Here is a 23613-nt window from a genome sequence, read left to right on the forward strand (position 1 = left end):
TCAGAAGCTCATCAAAATGTATAATTTTAGGCTATGAGTCCGATAGCCGATTTTTCTCAGAAGCCTTTTATTATTTATAAATCCTCTGCTGGGTCAGGAAAAACTTATACGCTCACATTAGAGTACCTCAAGCTAGCTTTGCAAGATGTCTATGCCTATAGAAATATTTTGGCGGTGACTTTTACTAATAAGGCTACCCAAGAAATGAAGGAACGCATCATTGAAGTCTTGGAGCGCTTATGTCACAGGGTAGATCCTCAAGAGAAGTTGGATGGGGATTTATTGACTCATCTGGCCATGTCCCCAGAACAACTTAAGGCTAGAGCTTCTTTGGTTTTGACAGAGATTTTGCATCACTATGCGGATTTTTCTGTCAGTACGATTGATAGTTTCTTTCAGCGCGTGGTGAGAGCTTTTGCTAGAGAGATAGACCTGCAGGCCAAGTTTGACATCGAGATGGACAATGAGGCCGTCCTAGATCGCTTGATAGAGCGAGTAGTAGAGAAGGTACAAGTTGATGGCGACTTGCGAAAGTGGTTGGTTGCCTTTGCAGAGTCTCAAATACAAGAAGGTGGTACTTGGGATATTCGAAAAAATATGGCCACATTAGGTAAGCAGCTATTTGAGGAAGATTTCAAGGCATCACAAAGAGAAATCAAGAATTTTCTAGCAGATAGCACGCGCTTAGATGCACTTAAGACACTACTAGATGAGCAGCGGAGATCACTCATTGATCAGTCACTAAATATGAAGCAAAGGGCCAATGAGATCAGGGAAAGATATGGACTTCAGTGGACGGATTTTGCAGGAGGAAGTCGCTCATTTACGCTGAAGTTTGACAAGCTTGGGGATAAAAATGAACCTTACAGTAAGACTTCTCCTACCATGCTGACTGCCATAGATGATACAAGTAAATGGCATAAGAAGTCCGATCCAAATGAGACGGCTATTCTAGCGGCATATACCGATGGTCTCGGTCAAATCTTAGGACAAATACCCGCAGGATTAATGGCATGGAATACCTTGCAAGCAGTTTACAAGAATTTCTATGTCTTTGGGGTGATCAGACATTTGCTCGAAGAGCTGCAAGCACTCAAGGCTGATGAAAATATCGTCATGATTTCTGATGCCAATGAGTTTTTAAAGGAAATCACCAGAGAAAATGAAGCACCATTTGTCTATGAAAAGGTAGGTACACGGTTTAAACATTTTTTGATTGATGAGTTTCAAGATACCTCAGGATTTCAGTGGGAGAGTTTTAGGCCTTTACTGGAAAATTCGCTAGCAGAAGGAAACACCAATCTACTGGTAGGAGATGTGAAACAATCTATCTATCGCTGGAGAGGTGGAGAGATGAAGCTTTTACTAGAAGGTGTAGAAGAGCAAATGGGCTCAGCTTATATTGAGAATAAAAATCTTGATACAAATTTCAGAAGTTTACCCAATGTAGTGCATTTTAATAATGCGTTGTTTGAGCTCCTACCTAGTGTGATGGAGGATGGTGTCAGAAGTAAAATAGGAGTAGAACTGGATACCTCTATGCTATCTCGAGCTTATGAAGCTGTCCATCAAAAAGTCTCTTCAAGAAAGCAAGCGGCTACTTTTCAAGGAATGGTCAAGCTAGAGTTTGTCCAAAAGTCAGCGGAGGCAGCTGATAAAAATGAAGAGATTCTGGAACGCATCCCAGCCATGTTGCGCAGCTTGCAAGATCATGGTTATGCGCTTAGAGACATTGCTATCTTGGTTAGAAAAAAGTCAGAAGGCCAACTCATAGCAGATGCGCTGATGAAGTACGCAGCAGAGCATGTAGCTGATGGGTATCAATATGATGTGCTTTCTGATGAAGCGATGAGCCTGAGCAAGGCTGCTGTAGTAAAGTGTCTCCTTGCAGCCATGAAGTACCTCTGGAATCAGGCTGATCAAGTACAAATGAAGACTATGTGGTACTATCGTGAGCTGATCAAAGGTGCTGAGCCTGCTCATGAGCTTTTTGATATAGAGTCTATTCCTGTAAGACTTTTATCAGAAATGGAACATTTCGATAAGATGACAGACGCTTGGAGACAGCTTCCATTATTAGAATTGGTAGAGGTATTGACAGAAACCTTGGATTTACAAGATGAGCCTAAAGAGCGTGCCTATCTTTCTGGCTTCAAAGAAGCTATTTATGATTTTGTGGGTAAGCAGCGTTCTGATCTTGGTGAATTTTTGATCTGGTGGGAAGACAATAGTGACAAGCGTACTGTGAAGATCCCTGAAGGACATGATGCACTCCGTATTTTGACTATTCATAAGTCTAAGGGCTTACAGTTTAAAGCGGTCTTGATGCCATTTATGACATGGGAAATCGTCAATTTGAAAAATAGCGTCACATGGGCTCCTTATCCCTGTGGTTTGGAACCGATGCCTGTAGTACCGATCAGTTTGACTACTTCATTACTCGAATCTCACTTTTCAGATTACTATGTAAATGAAGTCTTGCTCAACTATCTTGATTCTTTGAATATGATCTATGTTGCACTCACGAGGGCTGAGGAGATCTTTTGGGGACTGATACCTGATGGAGAGAAAAACACAAACTCTATAGTCAGGTTAGAGGATGTTTTCAAAAGACTGCTATCAAGTCAACATGTTTCAATTGATAATTTAAATCTGAGCGAAGGCTTTGATGCAAGTACAGGGATTTATCAATTGGGTGAATGGCCAAATCAAGAAAGAAGTTTGAGCAATCCACTTCCTCCAGTTTCACTCCAGTGGAGATATAGACATTGGACATCTTTGTTAGAAGTCAAAACCTATGCAGTAGATTTTTCTGCTGAGGGGCTTGAGCAGCGGAATAAGCGTAATTATGGTCTTTTGATCCATGAATTGCTAGAAAAGGCGCGTTATCGAGAGGACATCAAAGGGATTTTACAGTCTTATTTCTTTGATGGAAAAATCAATACTGAGGAAATGGAAAATGTGGAGCAACAATTAGATCAGTTATTCAAGAATCCGCTATTCGCTTCATGGTTTGATACGAGGTCTGAAGTGATGACTGAGCAAGGGATTTTGCTCCCAGATGGAAAGCAAAAGCGTCCAGATAGGGTGATTGTCCAGCCTAGTGGTGCAACAGTCGTTGATTTTAAAACAGGAGGGGAAAAAGCAGCTTACAATGATCAAGTAAAAGAATATATGCAGCTCATTAAGGAGCTTTTAGAAGTTCCTGTTAAAGGTTACTTGTGCTATCTAGAGACGGGGACAATTAAAGAAGTGAATTGATATGGAGACCTTTTTATCAGCAACTGCCAGCCAAATCTACCATAAGCATGAAGATCTCAGAAAGATCCGAATAGTTTTACCTAATAGGAGGGCTGGATTATTTTTCACTAAGAGTCTTGCGAGTCTAGTGACTAAGGCAACTTGGATGCCTGAGATATTGACGATAGAGGATGTTTTTTACAGCCATGCAGGGAGGAGACCTTCAGATCAGTTGACACTTTTATTTGAACTGTATAAAGTCTATCAAAATATCCATCCTCAGCCAGAGAGTTTTGATCGATTTTACTATTGGGGGGAGTTGATCCTCAGGGATTTCAATGATATTGATCATTTTCTAGTAGATGCTAAAAAGCTGTATGTCTATTTGAAAGATATCAAGGAGATGAGTTCAGACTATAGTTTTTTGACTCCAGAGCAGATTGAGTTAATCGCAGCCTTTTGGAAGGATTTCAAAGTTAGAGAAAAAGATCATCAAGATAAATTCCTTCGTTTTTGGGAGCTATTAGGCCCACTATATGAAGCATATAAGTCTTCTCTCCAAGTATCAGGACTGGCTTATGGTGGGATGCTCTACAGGCAAGTCGCTGAGAGCATTCAAGACATAGCACCGCCAACGCACCATTACATTTATGTCGGTTTCAATGCCTTCACGCTTACAGAAGAGATTTTGATCAAGCATTATGTGAGTGTCTTTGGCTCTGAGATTTTTTGGGATATTGATCAATATTATATAGCCAATAAAGCACAAGAAGCAGGACTTTTCTTTAGAGACTATATCAAAGACCCCATACTCGGACCTACTTTTCCCGCAGAGGTTCCCGCACATATTCAGTCTGCTAAGGCAGAGATTCAAGTCCATGCGATACCACTTCGAGTCAATCAGGCCAATTTGGTAGCCTCTTTACTCAAAGAAATTCAACCATCTGAGCCGCTGGAAGAGACAGTTGTCATCATGCCTGATGAGAATATGCTCTTTCCGATCATGCATCACTTGCCTGATAATATCAATCAAGTCAATGTGACGATGGGTTATCCTGTCCGAAATGCACCAGTTTATTCCTTTCTAGAATCTCTACTGAGCTTACAAAAGTACGCAGTAATGAAAGAGGATAGGTGGTATTTCTATCACAAGCCAGTGAAAGCTCTTTTGGGTTCTGTTTATCTCAGGATGGCCAATAAAGCTTTTTCTGAAGACTTGATCCAACAAATTGAAAGTCAAAACAAGGTTTATATTGGAGCGCATGAGTTAGCTGCTGGAGGAGATTTTTTTGCTTTAGTGTTCAAGTCACTGAGGGCTGATGATCTATTTGACTATTTAGAGGCAGTTATATTGGCACTTGGGGAATTGATCTCAAAGGATAAGCTACAGCGCACTTATCTCTTTCAATGTTTCAAACAGCTCAACAGACTCAAGGATCTCTTTGCTAAACAGCATGAACTGAAAGTCAATATGGATTTCTTTATCCGATTGTTTAGACAAGTTTTTAAGGAGGTGAGATTGCCTTTTGAAGGCGAGCCTTTGCATGGACTACAGTTGATGGGGGTGCTTGAGTCTAGAAATTTGGACTTCAAGCGAGTTATCATCTGTCAGATGAATGAGGCTAGTTTTCCTCCTAGTGTTTCGCTATCTTCCATGATACCTTTTAACCTAAGAAAGGCTTTTGGACTGCCAGTACAGGAGCAAAATGACTCTATCTATGCCTATACATTTTACAGATTGTTGCATAGAGCTAAGGAGATTCATCTCATCTATACGACTGAAGCAGAGCAAGGCAAAGCAGGTGAAAAGAGCCGATACATTCAGCAACTTCAACTAGAAAGTGGCTTACCGATTACAGAGCAAGTGATTCATGTGCCAGTTTCACTAGAAAGTACTCCTGAAATCACAATTGCAAAATCTCCAGATGTCTTAGCTCGCATGCAGAAATGGCTCAAAAGTGATGGAAAGGTGGTGAAGCAACTTTCTCCCTCTGCCCTAAATGTATATTTAGACTGTAGACTCAAGTTTTACTTTCAGTATGTGGCTGAAATCAAGGAAAAAGAAGAGGTACAAGAAGATATCGATGCAGCTGTCTTTGGCAACCTAGCGCACTACAGCTTGGAGTTTTTGTACAATGGTTTCATGAAACGCAAAGGTAGAAGTCATGTCACTAAAGAGGACATCGCAGGGCTCAAAGATTGGGTAGATCCAAGTGTAGAGCTAGCAATCAGGGCACACTATCAGTTGGCAGAAGAGGATAAGGTTCAAGAAAGTGGTTTGCTTAGTATCGTTAGAGATATTCTGCGAAAGTATATCAATCGACTGCTAGAGGTAGACGCGTCCACAGCCCCTTTTGACATTATATCTCTAGAAAGAGCAGAGCGATATCTGGCTGATTTGAGTACTGAGATAGGAGAAGTCGGTTTTACTGGGATCATTGATCGAGTAGATCGCGTAGGAGAGGTAGTGAGATTGATAGATTACAAATCTGGAAAGGACACCAAGAAATTTAAGTCTATTGAGAGTCTATTTGATAGAACCATCAAAGACAGGAATAAGGCAGCTATGCAAACGATGCTTTATGGCTGGTTGTATCAAAGTAAATTTCCTGACAATCAGTTAGCATTAAAGCCAGCAATCTTTAACCTAAAAGAGATTTTTGAGGAAGATTTTAATCCTTATTTGGAGATGAAGGAGGATAAAATTTCAGAGGAGGTCGATGCTTACCAAGACTATCAAGCAAACTTTGAACAACATTTTAGAGGGTTAGTGGAGGAGATGTTTGGATCAGAGCAAGCTTTTGATCAGACAGACGATGTCAATAAGTGTAGTTATTGTCCCTACAAAGAGATATGTGGCAGATAGCGTTTAGTTGAATGATGTTTAACAAGATAGCTTGAGAAGAGTTTGATAGTTAAACTTCTAATAAATATGCCACTCATCAAGCCTGAAGATTCACTAGAGACTATTTTTAATACGATTAAGCATGAGCTTCATAGAGCCTATCTAGATAAAAAGCACCCTTTTAGGTATGTTAATTTAGCCACTGTAGGTGTTGATGGTGTTCATCAGCGATTAGTAGTTTTTCGAGAGTTGAGTGAAGACCTGAAACTAACAATATACACGGATATCAGGTCTGAAAAAGTGGTAGATATCAACTTTAATCCTCGCGTATCTCTATTACTCTATCACCCGCAAAAACAAGTTCAGATAAGGATGGAAGGGCATGCAGGTATTCATCATAGAGATGAATTGACACACGATAGGTGGCAAAGAGTCCAAGGAGATGCTCGCAAATCATATGGAACTATATTGGCTCCTGGCACTGGTATCAAACAATCCACCTATGACGATTATCTAACTGAGAATGAAGGGCAATACTTTGCCGTGATATCAATCCAAATCTCCACCGTAGAGTTACTTCAACTAAACAGAGGAGAACACATCAGGGTGAAGTATGAAAAGAGTGCCACTAATTGGGTAGGTCAGTGGCTTGTTCCTTAAGCCTTCTTTTTGCGAAGCTTTCTTACCAATAAGAATATAAGGCCACCTACCAGATAAAAAGGCCATAGTCCAATCAGCACCAACATAAATCTGGTAAAGACAAACCATCCAGTATCTAGTGCTTCTTTGATGTTATCTAGAAGATTATCGCCTTTTTGACTGCCTTTGTATGGAAGCTCCTCATAGAAATTAAGCTGGATGGTGCTATACTGCACTTGCTTACTGAGATAATCCAGCTGTTTGGTGAAGTTATCTATATCAGTTCTAACTGCATTTAGACTTCTTTCTATTTCTAAGATTTCATTGATATTTTTTGCTTGCTTTAGTAGCTCCTCATAGCGTTGTTCTAGTACTTTTTTATTTTCAATATTGGTCTTTAGATCTAGGTATTGTTCGGTGACATCTTCTACATTCATAGAGCGACTTTCTAGTCTGTCAGCGATCAAAACTATCTGCTGAGACAAGCTGTCAAATTGATCTTTTGGCACCCGGATTTCAATTTGGAAAGAGATCCTGTAGTCATCTGTATATTCCTGTTCTGATGAGATATAGGCCTGATGTTGCTTGAGAATTGATAGGAGAGACTGATAAGCAGTCTGGATATTTTTGACCCTAAAACTCATATTGCCTCTCTTGATGAGTTGTCTTTCATCTAGGGTTACATTATTTTGGATATCGCCATTAGAGGCTTCTTGACTGCTTTTGACCGATGCGGCATCCATGTCAGCCATTTCATAGGCAGCGGTATTGAGCGAATTTGACTCATTAGTACTACAGCCTAGAGCGCTAAGAGAGATCCAAAGCGTAGCAAGCAATACATTCCTCATCAGGCGCATAGAGTGGTTAATTAAGTTTACTTTTTAGATTAAGATCAAAGACTTCTTCTCGATAGCTACCGTCTTTTTGTTTGAAAGCGACAAATATGAGGAGTTCATCTTCACTAGGTCTAATGTAGCTAATTCCGCTAAAATACAGTGCGTTTTTCTCTGCTTTGATCAGTCTAAAAGTTTCTGATTTATCTCGATCTTCCCAGCCTTCAAAGTCTTTGGAAAAGTGCTTAATCTTTAGCATCCAACCTATGCTGTCTTGGACCAAAGACATGTACTCTGTAAAAATGATTTGCCCATTGTTTTCCAATCTAAAAACCCCTTGAAGTTGCCCTTGGCGTGCAGGCATCCATAGTTCATCTACTTCTCCACCTAGTCCAGAACCTATCCAATGCCCAGTGATCATTTCAAAATCAGAAAGGACTATTTTGGGACAGGGCTGATTTTTATCTTCTAAAAAGACATGTGCAGTAGCTTTCTTTTGAGCATATACTTGGATACTCAGTAGCAAAAGTAAAAGTGATAAAGTTTGCTTTGGCATAGCTGTAATAACTTTCATACAAGTTAATTATTTTGAAATTAATAATTAACTATTTATAAAAATGTTGCAAAAGCAATTTTATTCAAAATATACTTAAATATTAAGTTGTGAAAACAAACTTAGCTAAGCCATGAATGAAACCATCTCTAGGACTTTTTGGCCGAGCTTTTCATCTCCACTGAGGCTTATCTGATCTTGAATAGCCTCTGATCTAAGACTCTTTGAAAACAGTTTCCAGGCTGATTTACCAGCTATGATGACTTTATTTTCTGTTTGTTGAGTAGAGTGGGATAATACTTCCCAGCCACTTTCATTTTTGGTCAAGCTCCATGTCATCAGCTGATCGATAGTAGGGATTTCTATTTCAATGCTTGTGCCTACAGGTGATTCTACAGCTCGAAATGTATGAGGCAATGCCAGCATCAAAGTGTCTAAAAAGGGATGATAAAATATTGCCTGAAGTAAATAGTCATCATCAATAGCAGCTCTAATTTGCTGCTGATGAAGCCACCGTTCAGTATACTCTCGTGCGACATGCTTCCAGTTGAGACTAGTGCTTTCTCCTGCCCAAGCCACACTAAAGATTGCTTCTTCTGCTAAGTCGAGACTTTGATAATGTGATTCGCAGAGTGGATTAGTTACTTCGAGCAATAATATCAATACTTCTGGGCTTAGTCTCTTACTTGCTTGTACCCAGTCAGCATTAAGTTGGTTGAGCCATGACACGAGTTCTGAATAAGTGGGATTAGAAGGAGGCTTTTCGCCAAAGTAGCGATCTCTTTGAATGGAGAGCGTTCTTAGATTGCCGTCAAGTAGATGTGCTGCCACATCTTTTACTTTCCACTTTTTGGCAACAGTTTGTCTGTCCCAATCATTAGTCTCCAAGGATTTAAGTAGGGTAATAAGGCTTTGATTTACTTGTATGATGAGTGGGTTTAGGTCTTTCATCCGCTTTGTTTATCAAGTGATTTTCTTAAAAGTTACAAATCTTTTGGCTTAACTGGATGTACTAATAGTGTGTCCTCTTTTTCTACTCTGACAGCACCTGCGGGAGTACCCTTTACTTTTCTCACAAACTTGGCTGGAGTGACGATGACAGTAGCTAGACTTTCATGTTTTAGCTTGGAATAATAGGCAGCTAGACCAGCTGCTTTTTCAATCACTGGCTTAGGGAAATTCTTTCCTGCTTGCTGCTTGATCACCACGTGAGAGCCAGAAACGTCCTTGGCATGCAGCCATAGATCTTCCTTTTTGGCATGTTTAAGCGTAAGTATATCATTAGACTTGGCATTTTTACCAACCCACACTTGAAAGCCTTCTACCACAAATGCGCGATAAGGTAATATATCAGCCTCCTCTGTCTGGGTGCGCTGCAAGCCAGATTCTTTTAGCCACGATTTGAGGGCTTTCGCATCGGAGATTTGTTCCAAAGCATCAAGCTGCTCTTTCCAATTTTCTGCTTGAGTTAGCTTTTGTAAGATGCTCTGCTCTAAAGTGTTGATTTCGATCTTTTTATTTTTCTCCTTTCGATAGTACTGCTCAGCAGATTTTTGTGGACTTAGCTCTTTTTTGAGTTTGATAGTGATCTCTCGATCATGATAAAAATCAAATAACTCAACCTCGGAGACTCCCGCTGGTATTTGATGCAAATTAGCCATGATGATATCAGCTATTTGACCAGGCTGTACGCCTTCTTGAATTTCACTTAGTTTGACCGTATTTTTATCTATGTAGGATGCAGCTTTTTTTAACTGCGTCTCTAGGTATTTTTTCCATTGATGCTTCTCACCTTCAAAACCTAAGCCCCTCATTTTATGAGAAAAGAATGCATTGGCTGCAGCTATAGGGTCTTCATATTGTGCGATCTCTTCTCCTATTGGAAGTAGGCTAAGGACTATTTCTTCTTGATATCTGCGGATGTATACTATCCCTAGTTCTATTTGTTTAAGCATATCAGAGATAGCAGCCCAACTGTCATCTCCATTTTCTTTTATATAGGCATAAGGTATTTTCCCTAGTGTAGGCAGCCACTTTTTCAGGTTTCGATCAAGTGCTTCATAGCGAGCCTCTGTCAATTCATAGTTTCGGGCTAGTTGATCGGCCTCTATGATAGTTTCTTCTGCGATGTCATGTCTAAAGCGCTTGAGTATTTGTCGATCTCGTATGAGTAGTAGATTGGAGCGATTGCCATGCATCTTGAAGAGCAGGTTATCACCGCCAGAAAAGTGAATATAGAAAGCCCTTTCAAATGGGATCAATGAGATCTTTTCAACGGTTTGATCGATGAGTTCTTCAAAAAGATCCACACTGTTTTTACGAGAGCGAGCATAGTCTTCTGGAAAAGACAGGTGGGTGAATTGAGGAGCACAATTGACTCTGATGTAAAATGAAGATTCAGAGGACGAAAATCCTAAAATAAGCTCATCCTTGTTTTGAGAAAAACAGGTACTTAAACTCAGTCCAATGAGTTTTTCGGATACTTTGGGAAGGAGAATTTTGAAAAAGTGATAATTGATATGCATAGATCAAAGCTCCAAAGAAAGCCCATCGTATGCAAGAAAAATATTGGTTGGAAGTGTCTTTTGTACTGCATGGTGCAAGCCCATTCGGTGGCTGATATGGGTGAAATACGTCTGTTCTGCTTTCATTTCTTGCGCAAATTCAACAGCTTCTTCAAGAGTGAAGTGTGAAATATGAGGATCTTGCTGCAGGGCATTGATGACAAGTATTTTACTGCCTCTGATTTTTGCTTTAGACTCATCAGGTATGGCATTGGCATCTGTAATATAAGTGAAATCACCCACTCTAAAGCCAAAAACAGGAAGCTTATGATGCATGACCTTAATAGGAGTGATGGATATACCCTCAACCTCAAAAGGCGTCTCGTCTATCTCTCTCAATAAGACCCTAGGTATGCCAGGGTATTTTTGCGGAGCAAAGATGTAAGCAAATTCTTGTTGTAGCTGTTGGAGCACTTGCTTTCTTCCATAGACAGGAATGTCTCTATTGTGCATGAAGTTAAAAGGACGGATATCGTCTAGTCCAGCAGTATGGTCCTTATGCTCATGGGTGTAGAGTACTGCATGGAGGTCGCTGATGCCAGATCGGAGCATCTGCTGCCTAAAGTCTGGCCCTGTATCGATGACGATACTTTTTTGATCTATTTGGAGGTGTATAGCACATCTGAGTCTTTTATCTTTGAAATCTATAGATCTACAAACGGCACAGTCACAGCCGATGACAGGGACGCCTTGAGAAGTGCCGGTACCGAGAAATGTGACTTTCAAATCTTCAAACTTGTTTGATGAAGCTCTAAGATGAGTTCTTGATTCTTTTTACTAAAGTGCTCAGGAGAGAGGTTAAGCTCCTTGAGGATGTCGATCAGGGTATTGATCTTACCCTCAAGGGTGTAGTATTTATTGACAATCACTATCCGAGTATCTTTCAAGATGCAGTATCCAGACTTGAAGTTTCCTTTTTCATATCTGAGGATATATTCAGACTCAGCAAAAAGGTTTTCTAATTTGTCCAAATAGTGATTGGTATACTTAATGGGCATTTACACGTACTTTTTGATAGTCGTTACGAGTAGGTCGTAGTCAAGTGGTTTTTGTAAATATTCGTTGATACCAGCTTTGTGAAACTCATCTAACGTGTAGTTTTTATAGTTTCCAGTAATGGCAATGATAGGAAGCTTAGAGATAGTCGCATTGCTATTAGCTCTGATAAGTTTGCTACATTCCATCCCGTCCATTCCTGGGAGATTGATATCCATCAGCACGAGGACTACCTCATTTTTCTCCAATGTTTTCAAAACATCGTTTCCGTTTCTTACAGGGATGATATCGAAGTTCTCAAATTGAAGAATGTTTTTAGTCAAGTTGATGATGACAGAGCTATCTTCAGCGACTAATATCTTTTTCTTATCACTCATTTTTAAAAATACTATGGTTAGACATATAAGACCTAAAGTAATTGAATTTTTCTAACAAATCTAGGAGATATTGACGAATATCTTTTTCAATCTCTTTTTTTACTTGAAATTCAAATTTTTCAGCACTTTCCATGAGTTGCATGGCTCCGATAGTGCCCGCATTTCCTTTGATGATATGGAGTTTTTCTCCGATTTTAGAAAGGTCCAGCTTATGTGTTAGTTCCTCTATCTCAGAGATCAGTTGCGCTGTCTCTTCTATAAATTCCTCATAGACCTGCTTGATCATGGTGATTTGGCCATATTTGGAGAGCTGATTGACTATTTGCTCATCTAAAACGCTGGCTTTATTCTCGGCAGATTTAGCTGATGTAGTTTCAGAAGGATGCTTACCTTCAAGCCAGATCGTTACTTTCTCTATCAAATTTTTCGGTCTAAAAGGCTTAGTAACCAAATCGCAAAATCCGATCGCTAAAAAATAGTCTCGATCATCATCAGAAGAATATGCCGTGATCGCCATGATAGGTGCATCACTTAATTGCTCTTCTCTGATCTGTCTCAATGCTGAGATCCCATCAAGTTCTGGCATTTGGATATCCATCAAGATGAGTTGATATATATCCTTTTGGATAGCCTCTATCGCTTCTAGGCCATTAGTAGCGGTTTCAAGTTGATAGCGATTGTTGAGAATATTCTGAATGATATTCCTATTCAATGCATTATCATCTACGATCAATATTTTCTTTGCTTCGACTGTCAATTGACAAGGGCTTTTAGTAAACTTGAAATCTCAATCGAGACCTTGATGCGCTAAAATACGGATATTGGTTTATGAATAAAAGGTGATGAAAAAGAAATATCTGTTAGTTGTCGTGGGACCCACGGCTGTAGGAAAGACAGATCTTTGTCTGGATTTGGCTACATACTTTCATACTGAGATCATTTCAGCAGATGCTAGGCAGTTTTATCAAGAGATGGTCTTGGGCACAGCTAAGCCTAGTGAGGAAGAATTGTCGAGAGTGAAGCATCACTTGATCAATAACCTTTCGATTCATCAAAACTATAACATCGCTCAGTTTGAGAAAGATGTCTTGCAAATATTAGATCAAGCCTTTCAAAGTCATGATATCATGATCCTCACTGGTGGATCTGGCCTCTATGTACAGGCTGTCTGTGAAGGTATCGATGAGATGCCGAGCATTCCTAGCGCACTTCGAGCATCTCTCAATCTCCAATATCAAGAGAAAGGTTTGGTATGGCTACAAGAAGAAGTCAAAAAGCTAGACCCAGTCTATTACGAGCAAGTAGATAGGCAAAATCCCCAAAGGTTAATCAGAGCTTTGGAAGTTTGCCTGCACACAAGTAAGCCGTTTTCTGATTTTAGGGTGAAGGATAAGGTAGAGAGACCATTTGAGATCATCAAGATAGGACTTACTCGACCTAGGGAAGAGCTCTATGAGAGAATAGACCATCGCATGGATTTGATGATAGAAGCGGGGCTCTTTGAGGAGGCTAAAAGTCTCTATGAGCATAGAGCACTCAATGCCTTACAAACAGTGGGGTATCAGGAGATATTTGCACACCTAGAAGGGAAGTATGATAGGGAAGAAGCTATCAGACTACTCAAACGCAACTCAAGACGCTATGCCAAAAGACAATTGACTTGGTTTGGCAAGGATGAATCAATCCATTGGTTTCATCCAGATCAGCGTCAAGAGATCATTCAATGGGTGAAAGAAGAAATGGAGCAAACTTAATCGAAAGTACGATGTCCTAAGAGCTTCCCCACCATTTTGGAAGGATTACTATTGAGATTTTTATGATAATCTCTTCTTAGACCTTTGAGACTCTTGAGCGTATTTTGGATATCTACAGTGGGAGAAGTAGCTTCTATTTCTTGGATAAATGCACTAAGTGGCATTTGCTCATAATTCTTATCTAGGGTCAAAAGCTTATTATCTTTTGCTAGCTCGATTACTTTATTTTTCAAACTTAAAATACCCTTTCTTTGGCTTTTAAGTGCATTTCCAGTCAAGATAGTGTAGAGCAAACTAAAACCTAGTATGCCCACAAACATTGGTATAAATCCCATATTAGATACTTAAAATATTCATCATTTTTAGATAGTCCTGATTGATAGGTTTAGACTTACTGATGCAGTCATCAAAAGGTGTATAGACTATTTGGTCGTTCATCACACCTGCCATACAGTTTCGCTGGCCTGCCATGAGTCCTTCTACAGCTGCGATTCCACATCTGCTCCCCAGTATGCGATCAGTTGCTGTTGGATTTCCACCTCTTTGGATATGCCCTAGTGTGGTGACCTTATACTCATTTTTTGGATTTTCTGCTTTGACTTTCGCCATCACTTCTGCAGCATTGCCTTCCTCATCTCCCTCAGCTACTACTACGATAGAGGAAGTTTTGGTTTTGCGAAGACCAGTGTCTAGTTTTTTGATGACATCTGCGATGGTCGTTTCGGTCTCAGGTACCATCACTATTTCAGCACCACCACCTATGCCACACTGAATGGCGATATAGCCACTGTCTCTACCCATCACCTCAACAAAGAATATACGATCATGAGATGCTGCGGTATCTCTGATCTTATCGATAGACTCTAAGGCAGTGTTTACCGCAGTATCAAACCCTATCGTGAAATCAGTACCGTAAATATCATTATCTATCGTGCCAGGACAGCCGATCACAGGAATGTCAAATTCTTCAGAAAAGATCTTTGCTCCAGTAAATGTACCATCTCCACCGATAGCGACAAGCCCCTCTATCCCATGTTTTTTGAGCTGGTCATAGGCTTTTTGACGTCCTTCTTTAGTCCTAAACTCTGTGCTTCTAGCTGACTTCAAGATAGTGCCACCGCGCTGTACGATATTGCTGACTGAGTGAGATTGCATTTTGATGATTTCTCCCTTGATCATGCCATCATAGCCATACTTAATTCCATAGACTTCTAGTCCATGATAGATACAAGCTCTCACTACTGCTCTGATACAGGCATTCATGCCAGGAGAATCTCCACCAGAAGTAAAAACACCGATTTTTTTCATTGCTTTCCGCTTAATAGGTTAATGCATCAAGTATAGCGAAAAAATGCCTGCCTTGAAATCATTTGGACGTATAAGCTTTATATTTGTTTGACATGTCTTATAGAAAAGTTCTCATCATCACCTATTATTGGCCGCCAAGCGGAGGATCTGGGGTGCAGCGCTGGCTCAAGATGTCTAAGTATCTGCCTGAGTTTGGCTGGGAGCCAGTGATTTTTACTCCAGAAAATCCAGACTTTGATCTCAAAGATGAATCACTATTGAAGGAGGTCAATCCACACATGGAGGTGATCAAGTATCCTATCTGGGAGCCTTATCAACTTTTCAGAAAACTGAAAGGGGATAAGAAGGCTGATCAAAAGGTACTGGAAAACAAGCAGCTAGGACTACTGGATCAATTAGCACTTTGGCTGAGAGGCAATCTGCTCATTCCTGATCCTAGACGCTTTTGGGTCAAGCCAGCCAGCCAATTCTTACAAGATATCTTGGTGAGCAATGAGATCGATATAATCATCACCACAGGTCCACCCCACAGCATGCACTTGATAGGAGCTTCTTTACATCAAAAAAGTGGCATACCATGGATTGCAGACTTTAGAGATCCGTGGACTGATTGGGATTTTTTAGATACTTTGAAGCTTAGTCGATGGGCGAGAGCTAAACATGATAAACTGGAGCAAAAAGTGCTACAATCGGCTTCTCATATATTGACAATAAGCCCTACGTTTGCGGAGCAGTTGCGTGTGAAAGGAGGAAAGGCTGCTATCAGTGTTTTGACCAATGGCTATGATACAGCTGATGTACCAGTACTTCCTGAGATTGATCCGGCAACAAGTCAGCTAAACATCGTCTACGCTGGAGTGATAGATGCTATCAGAGATCCTCGACCCTTATTTAAGGCATGTAAATCACTACCTGAGGAACTACAGTCTAAATGGCAGATTGATTTTGTAGGGAAGGTAAGTGAAAAGATAAAAGAGGAAGTGGGCAACGATCCTCAGCTAAAAGATCATGTGTTCTTTAGAGGGTATGTAAGTCATCAAGAGGTTTTTGACTATTATGAAAAAGCTGATTTGCTTTTGCTCGTACTGACCAATACGAAGAATGCTAAGGGCAATATCCCTGGAAAAATATTTGAATATGCAGCGTCAGGAAGGTTTATCTTAGCTTTGGGAGATCCAGAGGGAGATGCCGCGCAGATCATACATCAATATCGGATAGGTAAAGTTTTCGCGCATGATCAGATAGAAGCTTTGAGAGATTTTCTGCTCACTGTGATTAATGACAAGTCTTCGTTACGTGTCAAGTCTGATCAAGTAATGGCCTATGAAAGAAAAAATCTTACCCATCAACTCGCTAAAATACTAGACCAATATGTCAAAGATCCCCTTTCATGATTTGAGTCGGGCATTGAAAGAGATGCAGCCCCAGTATTTAGAGGTGATGAGCCAAGTGCTCAGCGGAGATTCTTTGATACATGGGAAACAGGTGTCTACATTAGAGCAAAAGCTATCTGAGCATTTGGGAAGGAGTGTAGTGACCTGCGCCAATGGCTCGGATGCGCTAGAGATCATCTTAGAGGTTTATGAAATTGGAGTAGGAGATGAGGTGATCTTATCACCACTAACTTGGGTGTCTAATGCAGAAGCAGTGATCAGAGCTGGAGCAATACCAGTTCTAGCACCACTCGATGAGCGGACAGGACTGATAGATTCTACTCGACTTTCTTCTTTGATCACCAAGCGTACCAAGGCGATCATACCCGTACATCTTTACGGTCAGATGGTACCAATGCAACCCATCCTAGACTTGGCAGAGGAGCATCAGCTCATTATCATTGAAGATTGTGCGCAAGCTTTTGGCGCAAAGCAAAAGGGTGAATTAGCTGGGACTTGTGGACACGCTGCGGCTTACAGCTTTTATCCAACCAAAAATCTTGGAGCATTGGGAGATGGGGGTGCTATGGCTTTTGCTGATCCGCTAAAGGCGCAAATAGCCAAAGAGATAGCCAATCATGGACAATCAAAGCGAGATGTGCACCAAAGGCTGGGGAGAAACTCCAGACTGGATACCTTACAAGCAGCGTTCTTACTAGAAAATTTAAAGCACTTTGACGACTGGCAAGCAAAGAGAAAATCACTTTCTGATCGATACAGAAAGCTGTTAGCGAATATTTCAACACTTACTTTGCCCTATATACATCTGAATAATGAGTCCAATCACCACCTTTTTGTCATTCAGACAGCACATCGAGATGCTTTGAAGCTATATTTGAATGATCTGGGTATTCAAACTGCCATACATTATCCGAAGACTTTAGATCAAATGCCTCACTTAAAGCAAACTACCAGAGATCTGACAGGTGGGTCATCTATTTGTGACAGGATACTATCTTTACCACTTTATCCATATTTGAAAGAAGCGGAGGTAGATCAAGTTTATGAGGCTATTAGGGCTTTTTTTGATTCTTCCAGCGTTAGATAACTGGTTATTTGTGAATAACTCAGGAGATGACTATGAGGTGATTGCTGAAGGAGCAGGTGAGAGTATTAATATTAGTAATTTAGAAAAATGGGAGATGTTAAAATCTAAATATTATGGAAAGTAAAGAGAAATTAAAAGAAGAGCGCGATAAGATTGTAAAAGGGCTAGAAGAAACGTATAAAAAATTAGTAGAGTATAAAAAGCAAAGGAATAGTCCTATGATAGTGCTTAGAGATGGAAAAGTTGAAGCTGTAGACGCTAATGAAATGAAGTCCACTATAGTATACAAGCGTAAAAAATAGTAGTCCATTATTTTATTTTATAAATCATCTCAAAACCCTTTTTCCAGATGATCATAAAATCATCAGACCACTTGGTCCATCTAAAGAGACCAATATAGGTCAAGGTGATCACCAATGATCTTAGTAAGATATCTAATATCCCATTGTTCAGTTTAGGCATGAAATATCCCACAGCATAGCTGATCGCTCCGAGGAGGGTAATGAAGAGTAGCTGTTTGTCCCAAGGACTGATCTTCAAGACGCTTTTGATATAGATAAATTTCACAAGGTTATAAAGCAGGATGGCTAAAAAGGAAGCCAAAGCCGCACCCTCCAAGCCATATAGTGGAATCAATAGGTAATTAAATCCAATAGTAGCGACAGCCATGATGGCAGTAGCGATGATATTAAACCTATAAAACCTACTCATGACGATGATCTCTCCATTGACACTTGAGATGACATCTATTAGCTTGGCTAAACCTATAATAAAAACTACCCAGAGACCTTTTACATAGATGTCCGACTTGGGGATCAGCGTGTAGAGCGTTTCTATATTTGCCCAGATTCCGATAAAGATCAGTAAACAGACGAGGTATTGACTTGTCGCTATACGCTTGTAGATGCGACCAACTTCACTGATGTTTTGCTCACTTAGTTCTTTACTCAGGATAGGAAGGATCGTCTGAGAAACTGCTCTGCGAGGCATCTCGATCACCACTGCGATAAAGAAAGCAGTAGTATAAATAGCAGTAGCCTCTTGACCCATTAGTCCAGTGACCATGACTGTATCTATCTTCATGACTAGCACAGATCCTGCAGTAGCTGCCAAGGTGATCAGGCAGTAGTTTACGATTTGTGAGACCAATTTTTTATCTATCAAGTTTAGCTTGAGTGTCAAGGCAAATTCTTTTTCTCTCAATAAGTATAGCCACATGATCAAAAGACCTGATACATATACCAAGATAAATCCATAAATCAAACCACTGATCTCTAAGTACCCTAGAAAATAAGCGGTAACAAGTAATGCAGTAAAAAGTCTGATCAGCACTTCTCTAATAAAAGCAGGAAAAGCAACTTTGAGTAAAGAACGTGCATAAGCATCTAAGATCGAATTGAGCACCATCAATAGCGTTACGACAAGTACCACATTGAGATACTGTGTAACTTGAGGGGCATTTGGGGTAAAAAAGTCTAAGATCAATGGCTTAGTCAAAAAGAAGAGCAAACCAAAAGCGAGAAAACCTAGTAGCGATGCCAGTAGCATAAAACTAAGCAACTGCTGTCTATGATGCTTACTCGCACTAAATAAGGGGAAGAACTTCTGCATCCCATGACCTAGACCAATCTGAGCAAAGGGTGTCAACAGAATCGCCAAGTCCTGAACGACACGAAAAAGCCCTAAATCACTAGGCTGTAAAACATAAGGAATCAGGAAAAGCGTATTGAAAAAGCCAATCAGTACACCTATGTATGAATAGATTGAGGTCAATATGCTTTGCTTGAGCACCTTTCCCATATCATGCAAATAGGTTGATCAAAGCTTCTTGGCGGGCATGATATGGATAGTTCTCAGCTATCTGTTTCCTAGCTTTTTGTGATAGCATCGGGCGATCAGCTTCTACAGCTTTGCCGAAGATCTCATTGAGTTGCATGACATCTTTTTCCTTCAACACAAAGCCGCTATCACCGATGATTTGTCTGATTGCTCCCACATCAGAGCCGATCGGAATACAACCACATAGCATCGCTTCACACAGTGCATTAGGAAATCCCTCAGACATGGAGAGCTGTAAATAAAACTCATGTGTGGAATAAAAACGAATCAACTCAGGCGCACTGCGGTGTCCGAGTATTCTGACATTTGGCAGCCATGATTTGTAGTTTTCGGTACCCAAGATGGTAAAGTCATACTCAGGGAACTGTTCGGCTATCTGAAATACTAAGTCAATGCCTTTGGTCATGAAGCGACTCTTCTTATTGATGCCTGTGGCAACGGTGATGAAGGAGTTGGCTTTTCTTCTGCGACCGTTGTATTGCCAAAAGTCTGCATCATAGGCATTGTATAGGACTTCAATAGGAGTTTTGAGGTCGGGGATAAAAGCTTTGATGCCTTGCTTATTGGGTGCTTCAGATACAAAATGGTAGTCTGTCTCTATGAGGCTTTCTGCTACAGGAAGGATTTTAGTCGCATTTTTAAAGCTATAGACAGTAAACCATTTCAAGTATTTGAGTCTAAAGTTGCCATAGTCGATATTAGGAAAGTGTACACAATCCGTTCCTCCTGCGATGATGTAGGTAGGCTTGCCAAAAATCTTACCCAAAAACACTGGCCAAAAGGCATGATAACCTGAAAAGCAGACTACCGTTCCTTTGCTGCTCGGTAAGTGCCATAGCATGAGGAAAAAGTGCTTGATAAAAGTGCTGATCAGTTTGCTAGGCTTATCTGTAAATCCAAAAGATTTTACTTGGTAAGCAGCACTCAGCATCTTGATATCCTTTTCGATGAAGGAACTCAAAATAGGATAAGTGTAGAGCACTTTATTTTTAGCCATTATTTGAAAAACTTACGTTTTTGAATATCCAAAAATACATCAATTTTAGGGCGATGTGTGGTTTTAGATAGTTTTTTGTTGGGTCGGAAAATGAAAAACTGATAGTCTCCTTCTTGATAGAAAATAGGGTAAGTTTCCATCTTGTCTAGGTAGAAACCACTGGCTTGCCAGTCACCTACCAAGCGTGCAGTATCCAAGGGTTGGTCGATGATTTGGAGTTTTTCAGGCTCATTGGCGATCATCCATTCGAGAAATCTAGGCGCAGGGATATTGATACAAACGACCGAGTTTTCATGGGTATGTGCTTTGATCTTAGCAAATAGTGCCGCATGGTCCGCGACAGGAATGTGTTCTAGCACATCAGGGAAAACCACCACATCAAAGACTTGATCATACTGGAAGTCGCTCATGTCTGAGACCATAAACTTCGCTTGCTTGAGGTCTTTGTTGAACTGCTGAGCTTCAGCGATGCTCTTAGGACTGATGTCTACCCCGAGAAGGCTTCCTTTTGAGACACGCTGTGCCAAAAGGCGACTCACCGTACCGATACCACAACCCACCTCTAAGACTTTAGACGACTTAGTCAGGCCAGCAGCGATGCATCTACTGAGGATTTCCCTGTGGCGTAAGTTGATGCCTCTATGCTTCTGATGAGTAACGAATTCATCGTAAAAGCCTTCTACTTCGGATTGTTTATCACTCATTTTTTTCGAATCGTTATCCATAAACTAGCCCCCAAAAGGATCAAAAGTAATACCTGAGCAATGGCCATAAGTTTGCTACCAATCAAGTAGGAGCTTGGCGCAAAGGTAAATTTGATCTCATGATTTCCTGCAGGTATTTCTAAGGCTCTCAACAAATAATTGGCGCGCAGGATATCTACTGGCTCGCCATCGATAGTGGCTGTCCATCCCTCAGGATAGTAGATCTCAGAGAATACACCCAAGGCATCTCCTGACGAAGTACTTTCATAAGTCAGCTCATTGGGTGTTTTAGCAGTCAATTTTATACTCCCTTGTCCAGTATAGTTCTTTTGACCTAGTGCGAATTTGCTTTCATCTATGATCGCCACTTCAGCAAGTGCTACGGTACTCAATGCTGCCAATTCTTCATCAGGACTATTGACTGAATAGATGTCATTAACCAGCCAAGCATTGCCCAGCGCATTTTGATTTTCAATGACAGCATTGCGGCTGCTACCTGCCAAGATATACTTGGCATTGAGCATGTTGACTACTTTCAGCGCAGAGAGATCGATTTCACCTTCCTGTAGCGGTGCCACGAAGTTTTCATACTCTACTGTCAGGTGTTGGTCGATGACATCCTGGTAGCGTCTCATTTTAGCGCCATGATAGCCTCCTAGTGACTGGTGATAGTAGGCAGTTCGCGCCTCATTAAATGGATTTTGTAGATTGAAAACTCTAAAGTCTGCTTTATCAGCCAATATCAATTGATCGGCTTCTGTAGGTTGAAAATAAGCCCTTGAAGGATTTTTGATGAAATTATCCTCATTCAAATAACGCTTACCAACTGACCAAAAATCTAAGGTGATCAAAGCCAGAAGTATAAAGGGTGTAACTGCCGCTGACACTTTCTTTTTATGATACAGGAACAATGTCAATGCTGATAAAGCGATCCAAAGAAAGCTGCGCATAGCATCCGATTGGAATAGGTTCTTTCGGTCATTTTGAAGTGCTTCCAAAAATGGCTCAGGCAATCCCATCATGGCATCGTTTGGAGCGGAGAAGCTAAACATGCCTGCAAAAACATAAAAGAGTAGTGATAGACCACCTGTAAGTCCAAGAGCAATGCCTCCTTTTTTCAGGATATCTTTATTCCAGCTTTCTGAGAGTAGCTTCTCTGCTGTAAGTGTGGCTAGCCATGGCATAGCAAGTAGCGCTATGCAGATCGCCATAGAGACCGATCTAAACTTATTGTACCCAGGTAGGTAGTCAAAGAGGAAGTAATTGACAAACTCTAAATTTTTCCCCCAAGACAAAATCAAAGAAAGTAAAGCGATGGTCAAGAGGAAATAGGCCATTCGGCTTTTAAATAAAAGCAAGCCTAATACAAATAGGAAACAAATAATCGCCCCACCATAGATAGGGCCAGCGGTAAACGGCTGATTACCCCAATAGGTACGGGCGTTTTGAGTGAACTCTCTGATCTGCTGTGGAGGGATGCCATTTTGTCTGAGGACTGTTCCTATCTCAGAGTCTGTGCCGATGTCCTGCACACTGGCACCTCCATAGAAATTGGGGATGAGCAGCGTGAAGCTTTCCATTTTGCCACTACTCCAGTTGAAAGCATAGTCTCTATCCAAGCCAGACCCGCTGTCCGTTTGAGTAAGTTCGGATTTACCTCTGATAGAGTATTGACCATATTCATACACAGTCCAGATCCTACCCAGATTTGATCCTAAAGCGATAAATACAGCGATAAAGAGGAGGGCAATGGATTTGCTAAAGGCAGGGACTTGTTTCGCTTTGTAAGCATCATACAACTGAAATGCGCCATAGATCAATACGACTAAAAGCGTGTAATAAGTGATCTGGAGATGATTAAAATAAAGCTGTAAAGTAAGTCCTAAAGCAGTGATAGCGATACCTAGCCATCTGTGGCGGTGCAAGCTAGTGTGGATTCCTGCTAAGATCAATGGCATGAGGCAGATCGCCCATACTTTGGCATTGTGGCCAGCTTCTATACTGATGAGGTTAAAGGTACTCAGTGCAAATGCCACGCTTCCCACCATAGCGATGCTAGGACGTACTTTGAAACTAAGCATGAGGATATAAAAACCGACCAAACCCGCAAAAAGCGAGTTGGCAGGATGGGCGATACCCAGCGTCAATACTTTGATCAATACACCTATGAAGTCCCCCGGATAGCTCATGTGTACCAAGTAAGCAGGCATCCCGCTAAACATAGAGTTGGCCCAGAGGCCTGTTTCTCCTGTCTCAGCTTGATAGTCCATCAGCGTTTTGGCACTGCCTTCCCACTGTAGGATGTCATTTTGTGAAAGAACTTTGTCTCCAAATATCATCGGCTGGAAGTAGATCACCGTGAGTAAATAAAAGACGATGACAGCGATCAGGTGAGGTAAAAAATCTTTCTTGAAATCAATTTTGGACATGGTGTAAGTCTAGTTTTGAAAATAACCCTCGCAAAATAAATATTATTGTTTGAA

General features: G+C 40.7%; 21 protein-coding genes. 7 read left to right on the forward strand and 14 right to left on the reverse strand.

The window, feature by feature from the left end; all coding sequences use genetic code 11:
* The first annotated feature begins 33 nt into the window (after nucleotides 1–33).
* From I5349_RS01345 to I5349_RS01355, 3 genes are all read left to right on the forward strand, one after another.
* The gene (locus I5349_RS01345; protein WP_226388924.1) at nucleotides 34–3261 is read left to right on the forward strand and encodes a UvrD-helicase domain-containing protein; all 3228 of its coding nucleotides are present in this window, start codon (nucleotides 34–36) and stop codon (nucleotides 3259–3261) included.
* A gap of 1 nt (nucleotide 3262) precedes the next feature.
* Nucleotides 3263–6106, forward strand: a complete 2844-nt coding sequence (locus I5349_RS01350) for a PD-(D/E)XK nuclease family protein (RefSeq protein WP_226388925.1) — start codon at nucleotides 3263–3265, stop codon at nucleotides 6104–6106.
* A gap of 66 nt (nucleotides 6107–6172) precedes the next feature.
* Nucleotides 6173–6745 (forward strand): pyridoxamine 5'-phosphate oxidase family protein, encoded by a 573-nt coding sequence (locus I5349_RS01355; protein WP_226388926.1) that lies wholly within the window; start codon nucleotides 6173–6175, stop codon nucleotides 6743–6745.
* Here the strand turns inward: I5349_RS01355 and I5349_RS01360 are convergent.
* The 8 genes from I5349_RS01360 to I5349_RS01395 all read right to left on the reverse strand — a co-directional run bounded on the left by I5349_RS01360 (nucleotide 6742) and on the right by I5349_RS01395 (nucleotide 12804).
* Nucleotides 6742–7581 (reverse strand): DUF4349 domain-containing protein, encoded by an 840-nt coding sequence (locus I5349_RS01360; RefSeq protein ID WP_226388927.1) that lies wholly within the window; start codon nucleotides 7579–7581, stop codon nucleotides 6742–6744. The two genes, I5349_RS01355 and I5349_RS01360, sit on opposite strands and share 4 nt — an antisense overlap.
* Nucleotides 7582–7588: 7 nt before the next feature.
* On the reverse strand, nucleotides 7589–8131 hold the full coding sequence (locus I5349_RS01365) for a DUF6265 family protein (protein WP_226388928.1): 543 nt from the start codon (nucleotides 8129–8131) through the stop codon (nucleotides 7589–7591).
* A gap of 105 nt (nucleotides 8132–8236) precedes the next feature.
* Nucleotides 8237–9061, reverse strand: a complete 825-nt coding sequence (locus I5349_RS01370; protein ID WP_226388929.1) for a maleylpyruvate isomerase N-terminal domain-containing protein — start codon at nucleotides 9059–9061, stop codon at nucleotides 8237–8239.
* Nucleotides 9062–9093: 32 nt separating this feature from the next.
* Nucleotides 9094–10635 (reverse strand): NFACT RNA binding domain-containing protein, encoded by a 1542-nt coding sequence (locus I5349_RS01375; RefSeq protein WP_226388930.1) that lies wholly within the window; start codon nucleotides 10633–10635, stop codon nucleotides 9094–9096.
* 3 nt (nucleotides 10636–10638) lie between these two features.
* Nucleotides 10639–11400: an MBL fold metallo-hydrolase gene (locus tag I5349_RS01380; RefSeq protein ID WP_226388931.1), complete on the reverse strand. Its 762-nt coding sequence runs from the start codon at nucleotides 11398–11400 to the stop codon at nucleotides 10639–10641.
* A complete protein-coding gene (locus I5349_RS01385; protein WP_226388932.1) occupies nucleotides 11397–11672 on the reverse strand; it encodes a hypothetical protein in 276 nt (91 codons plus the stop codon). Before I5349_RS01385 ends, I5349_RS01380 begins: the two co-directional genes overlap by 4 nt.
* Nucleotides 11673–12047, reverse strand: a complete 375-nt coding sequence (locus tag I5349_RS01390; protein ID WP_226388933.1) for a response regulator — start codon at nucleotides 12045–12047, stop codon at nucleotides 11673–11675. It lies immediately after the preceding gene.
* Entirely contained in the window at nucleotides 12040–12804 is a 765-nt protein-coding gene (locus I5349_RS01395; RefSeq protein WP_226388934.1) for a response regulator, read from the reverse strand. Before I5349_RS01395 ends, I5349_RS01390 begins: the two co-directional genes overlap by 8 nt.
* Before the next feature lie 85 nt (nucleotides 12805–12889).
* Between I5349_RS01395 and miaA the strand changes: the two genes are divergently transcribed.
* Nucleotides 12890–13801 carry a tRNA (adenosine(37)-N6)-dimethylallyltransferase MiaA gene (gene miaA, locus I5349_RS01400; RefSeq protein WP_226388935.1) on the forward strand — a complete coding sequence of 304 codons (912 nt, stop codon included), beginning with the start codon at nucleotides 12890–12892 and terminating at the stop codon, nucleotides 13799–13801.
* Here miaA and I5349_RS01405 read toward each other — a convergent pair.
* Both I5349_RS01405 and pfkA read right to left on the reverse strand, forming a co-directional pair.
* Nucleotides 13798–14136, reverse strand: a complete 339-nt coding sequence (locus I5349_RS01405) for a hypothetical protein (protein WP_226388936.1) — start codon at nucleotides 14134–14136, stop codon at nucleotides 13798–13800. The two genes, miaA and I5349_RS01405, sit on opposite strands and share 4 nt — an antisense overlap.
* 1 nt (nucleotide 14137) lies before the next feature.
* Entirely contained in the window at nucleotides 14138–15109 is a 972-nt protein-coding gene (pfkA, locus tag I5349_RS01410; protein WP_226388937.1) for a 6-phosphofructokinase, read from the reverse strand.
* Between the two features lie 92 nt (nucleotides 15110–15201).
* Here pfkA and I5349_RS01415 point away from each other — a divergent pair, with 92 nt between their 5' ends.
* The 3 genes from I5349_RS01415 (at nucleotide 15202) to I5349_RS01425 (ending at nucleotide 17892) form a co-directional block, all read left to right on the forward strand.
* Complete coding sequence (locus tag I5349_RS01415) at nucleotides 15202–16503, forward strand: glycosyltransferase family 4 protein (protein ID WP_226388938.1); 1302 nt, start codon at nucleotides 15202–15204, stop codon at nucleotides 16501–16503.
* Nucleotides 16481–17590, forward strand: a complete 1110-nt coding sequence (locus tag I5349_RS01420; protein ID WP_226388939.1) for a DegT/DnrJ/EryC1/StrS family aminotransferase — start codon at nucleotides 16481–16483, stop codon at nucleotides 17588–17590. Before I5349_RS01415 ends, I5349_RS01420 begins: the two co-directional genes overlap by 23 nt.
* A gap of 113 nt (nucleotides 17591–17703) precedes the next feature.
* The gene (locus I5349_RS01425) at nucleotides 17704–17892 is read left to right on the forward strand and encodes a hypothetical protein (RefSeq protein WP_226388940.1); all 189 of its coding nucleotides are present in this window, start codon (nucleotides 17704–17706) and stop codon (nucleotides 17890–17892) included.
* 7 nt (nucleotides 17893–17899) lie between these two features.
* Here I5349_RS01425 and I5349_RS01430 read toward each other — a convergent pair whose 3' ends face one another.
* Genes I5349_RS01430 through I5349_RS01445 form a run of 4 tightly spaced genes read right to left on the reverse strand, consistent with a single transcriptional unit; the run spans nucleotide 17900 to nucleotide 23559 of the window.
* Nucleotides 17900–19390: a lipopolysaccharide biosynthesis protein gene (locus I5349_RS01430; RefSeq protein ID WP_226388941.1), complete on the reverse strand. Its 1491-nt coding sequence runs from the start codon at nucleotides 19388–19390 to the stop codon at nucleotides 17900–17902.
* Between the two features lies 1 nt (nucleotide 19391).
* Nucleotides 19392–20426 carry a glycosyltransferase family 4 protein gene (locus I5349_RS01435; RefSeq protein WP_226388942.1) on the reverse strand — a complete coding sequence of 345 codons (1035 nt, stop codon included), beginning with the start codon at nucleotides 20424–20426 and terminating at the stop codon, nucleotides 19392–19394.
* Nucleotides 20426–21130 carry a class I SAM-dependent methyltransferase gene (locus tag I5349_RS01440; protein WP_226388943.1) on the reverse strand — a complete coding sequence of 235 codons (705 nt, stop codon included), beginning with the start codon at nucleotides 21128–21130 and terminating at the stop codon, nucleotides 20426–20428. Before I5349_RS01440 ends, I5349_RS01435 begins: the two co-directional genes overlap by 1 nt.
* Nucleotides 21127–23559: a YfhO family protein gene (locus I5349_RS01445; protein ID WP_226388944.1), complete on the reverse strand. Its 2433-nt coding sequence runs from the start codon at nucleotides 23557–23559 to the stop codon at nucleotides 21127–21129. The genes I5349_RS01440 and I5349_RS01445 overlap by 4 nt, the downstream gene beginning before the upstream one ends.
* Between the last annotated feature and the right edge of the window lie 54 nt (nucleotides 23560–23613).

Source organism: Penaeicola halotolerans (assembly GCF_016464625.1).
GTDB lineage: Bacteria > Bacteroidota > Bacteroidia > Cytophagales > Cyclobacteriaceae > Penaeicola > Penaeicola halotolerans.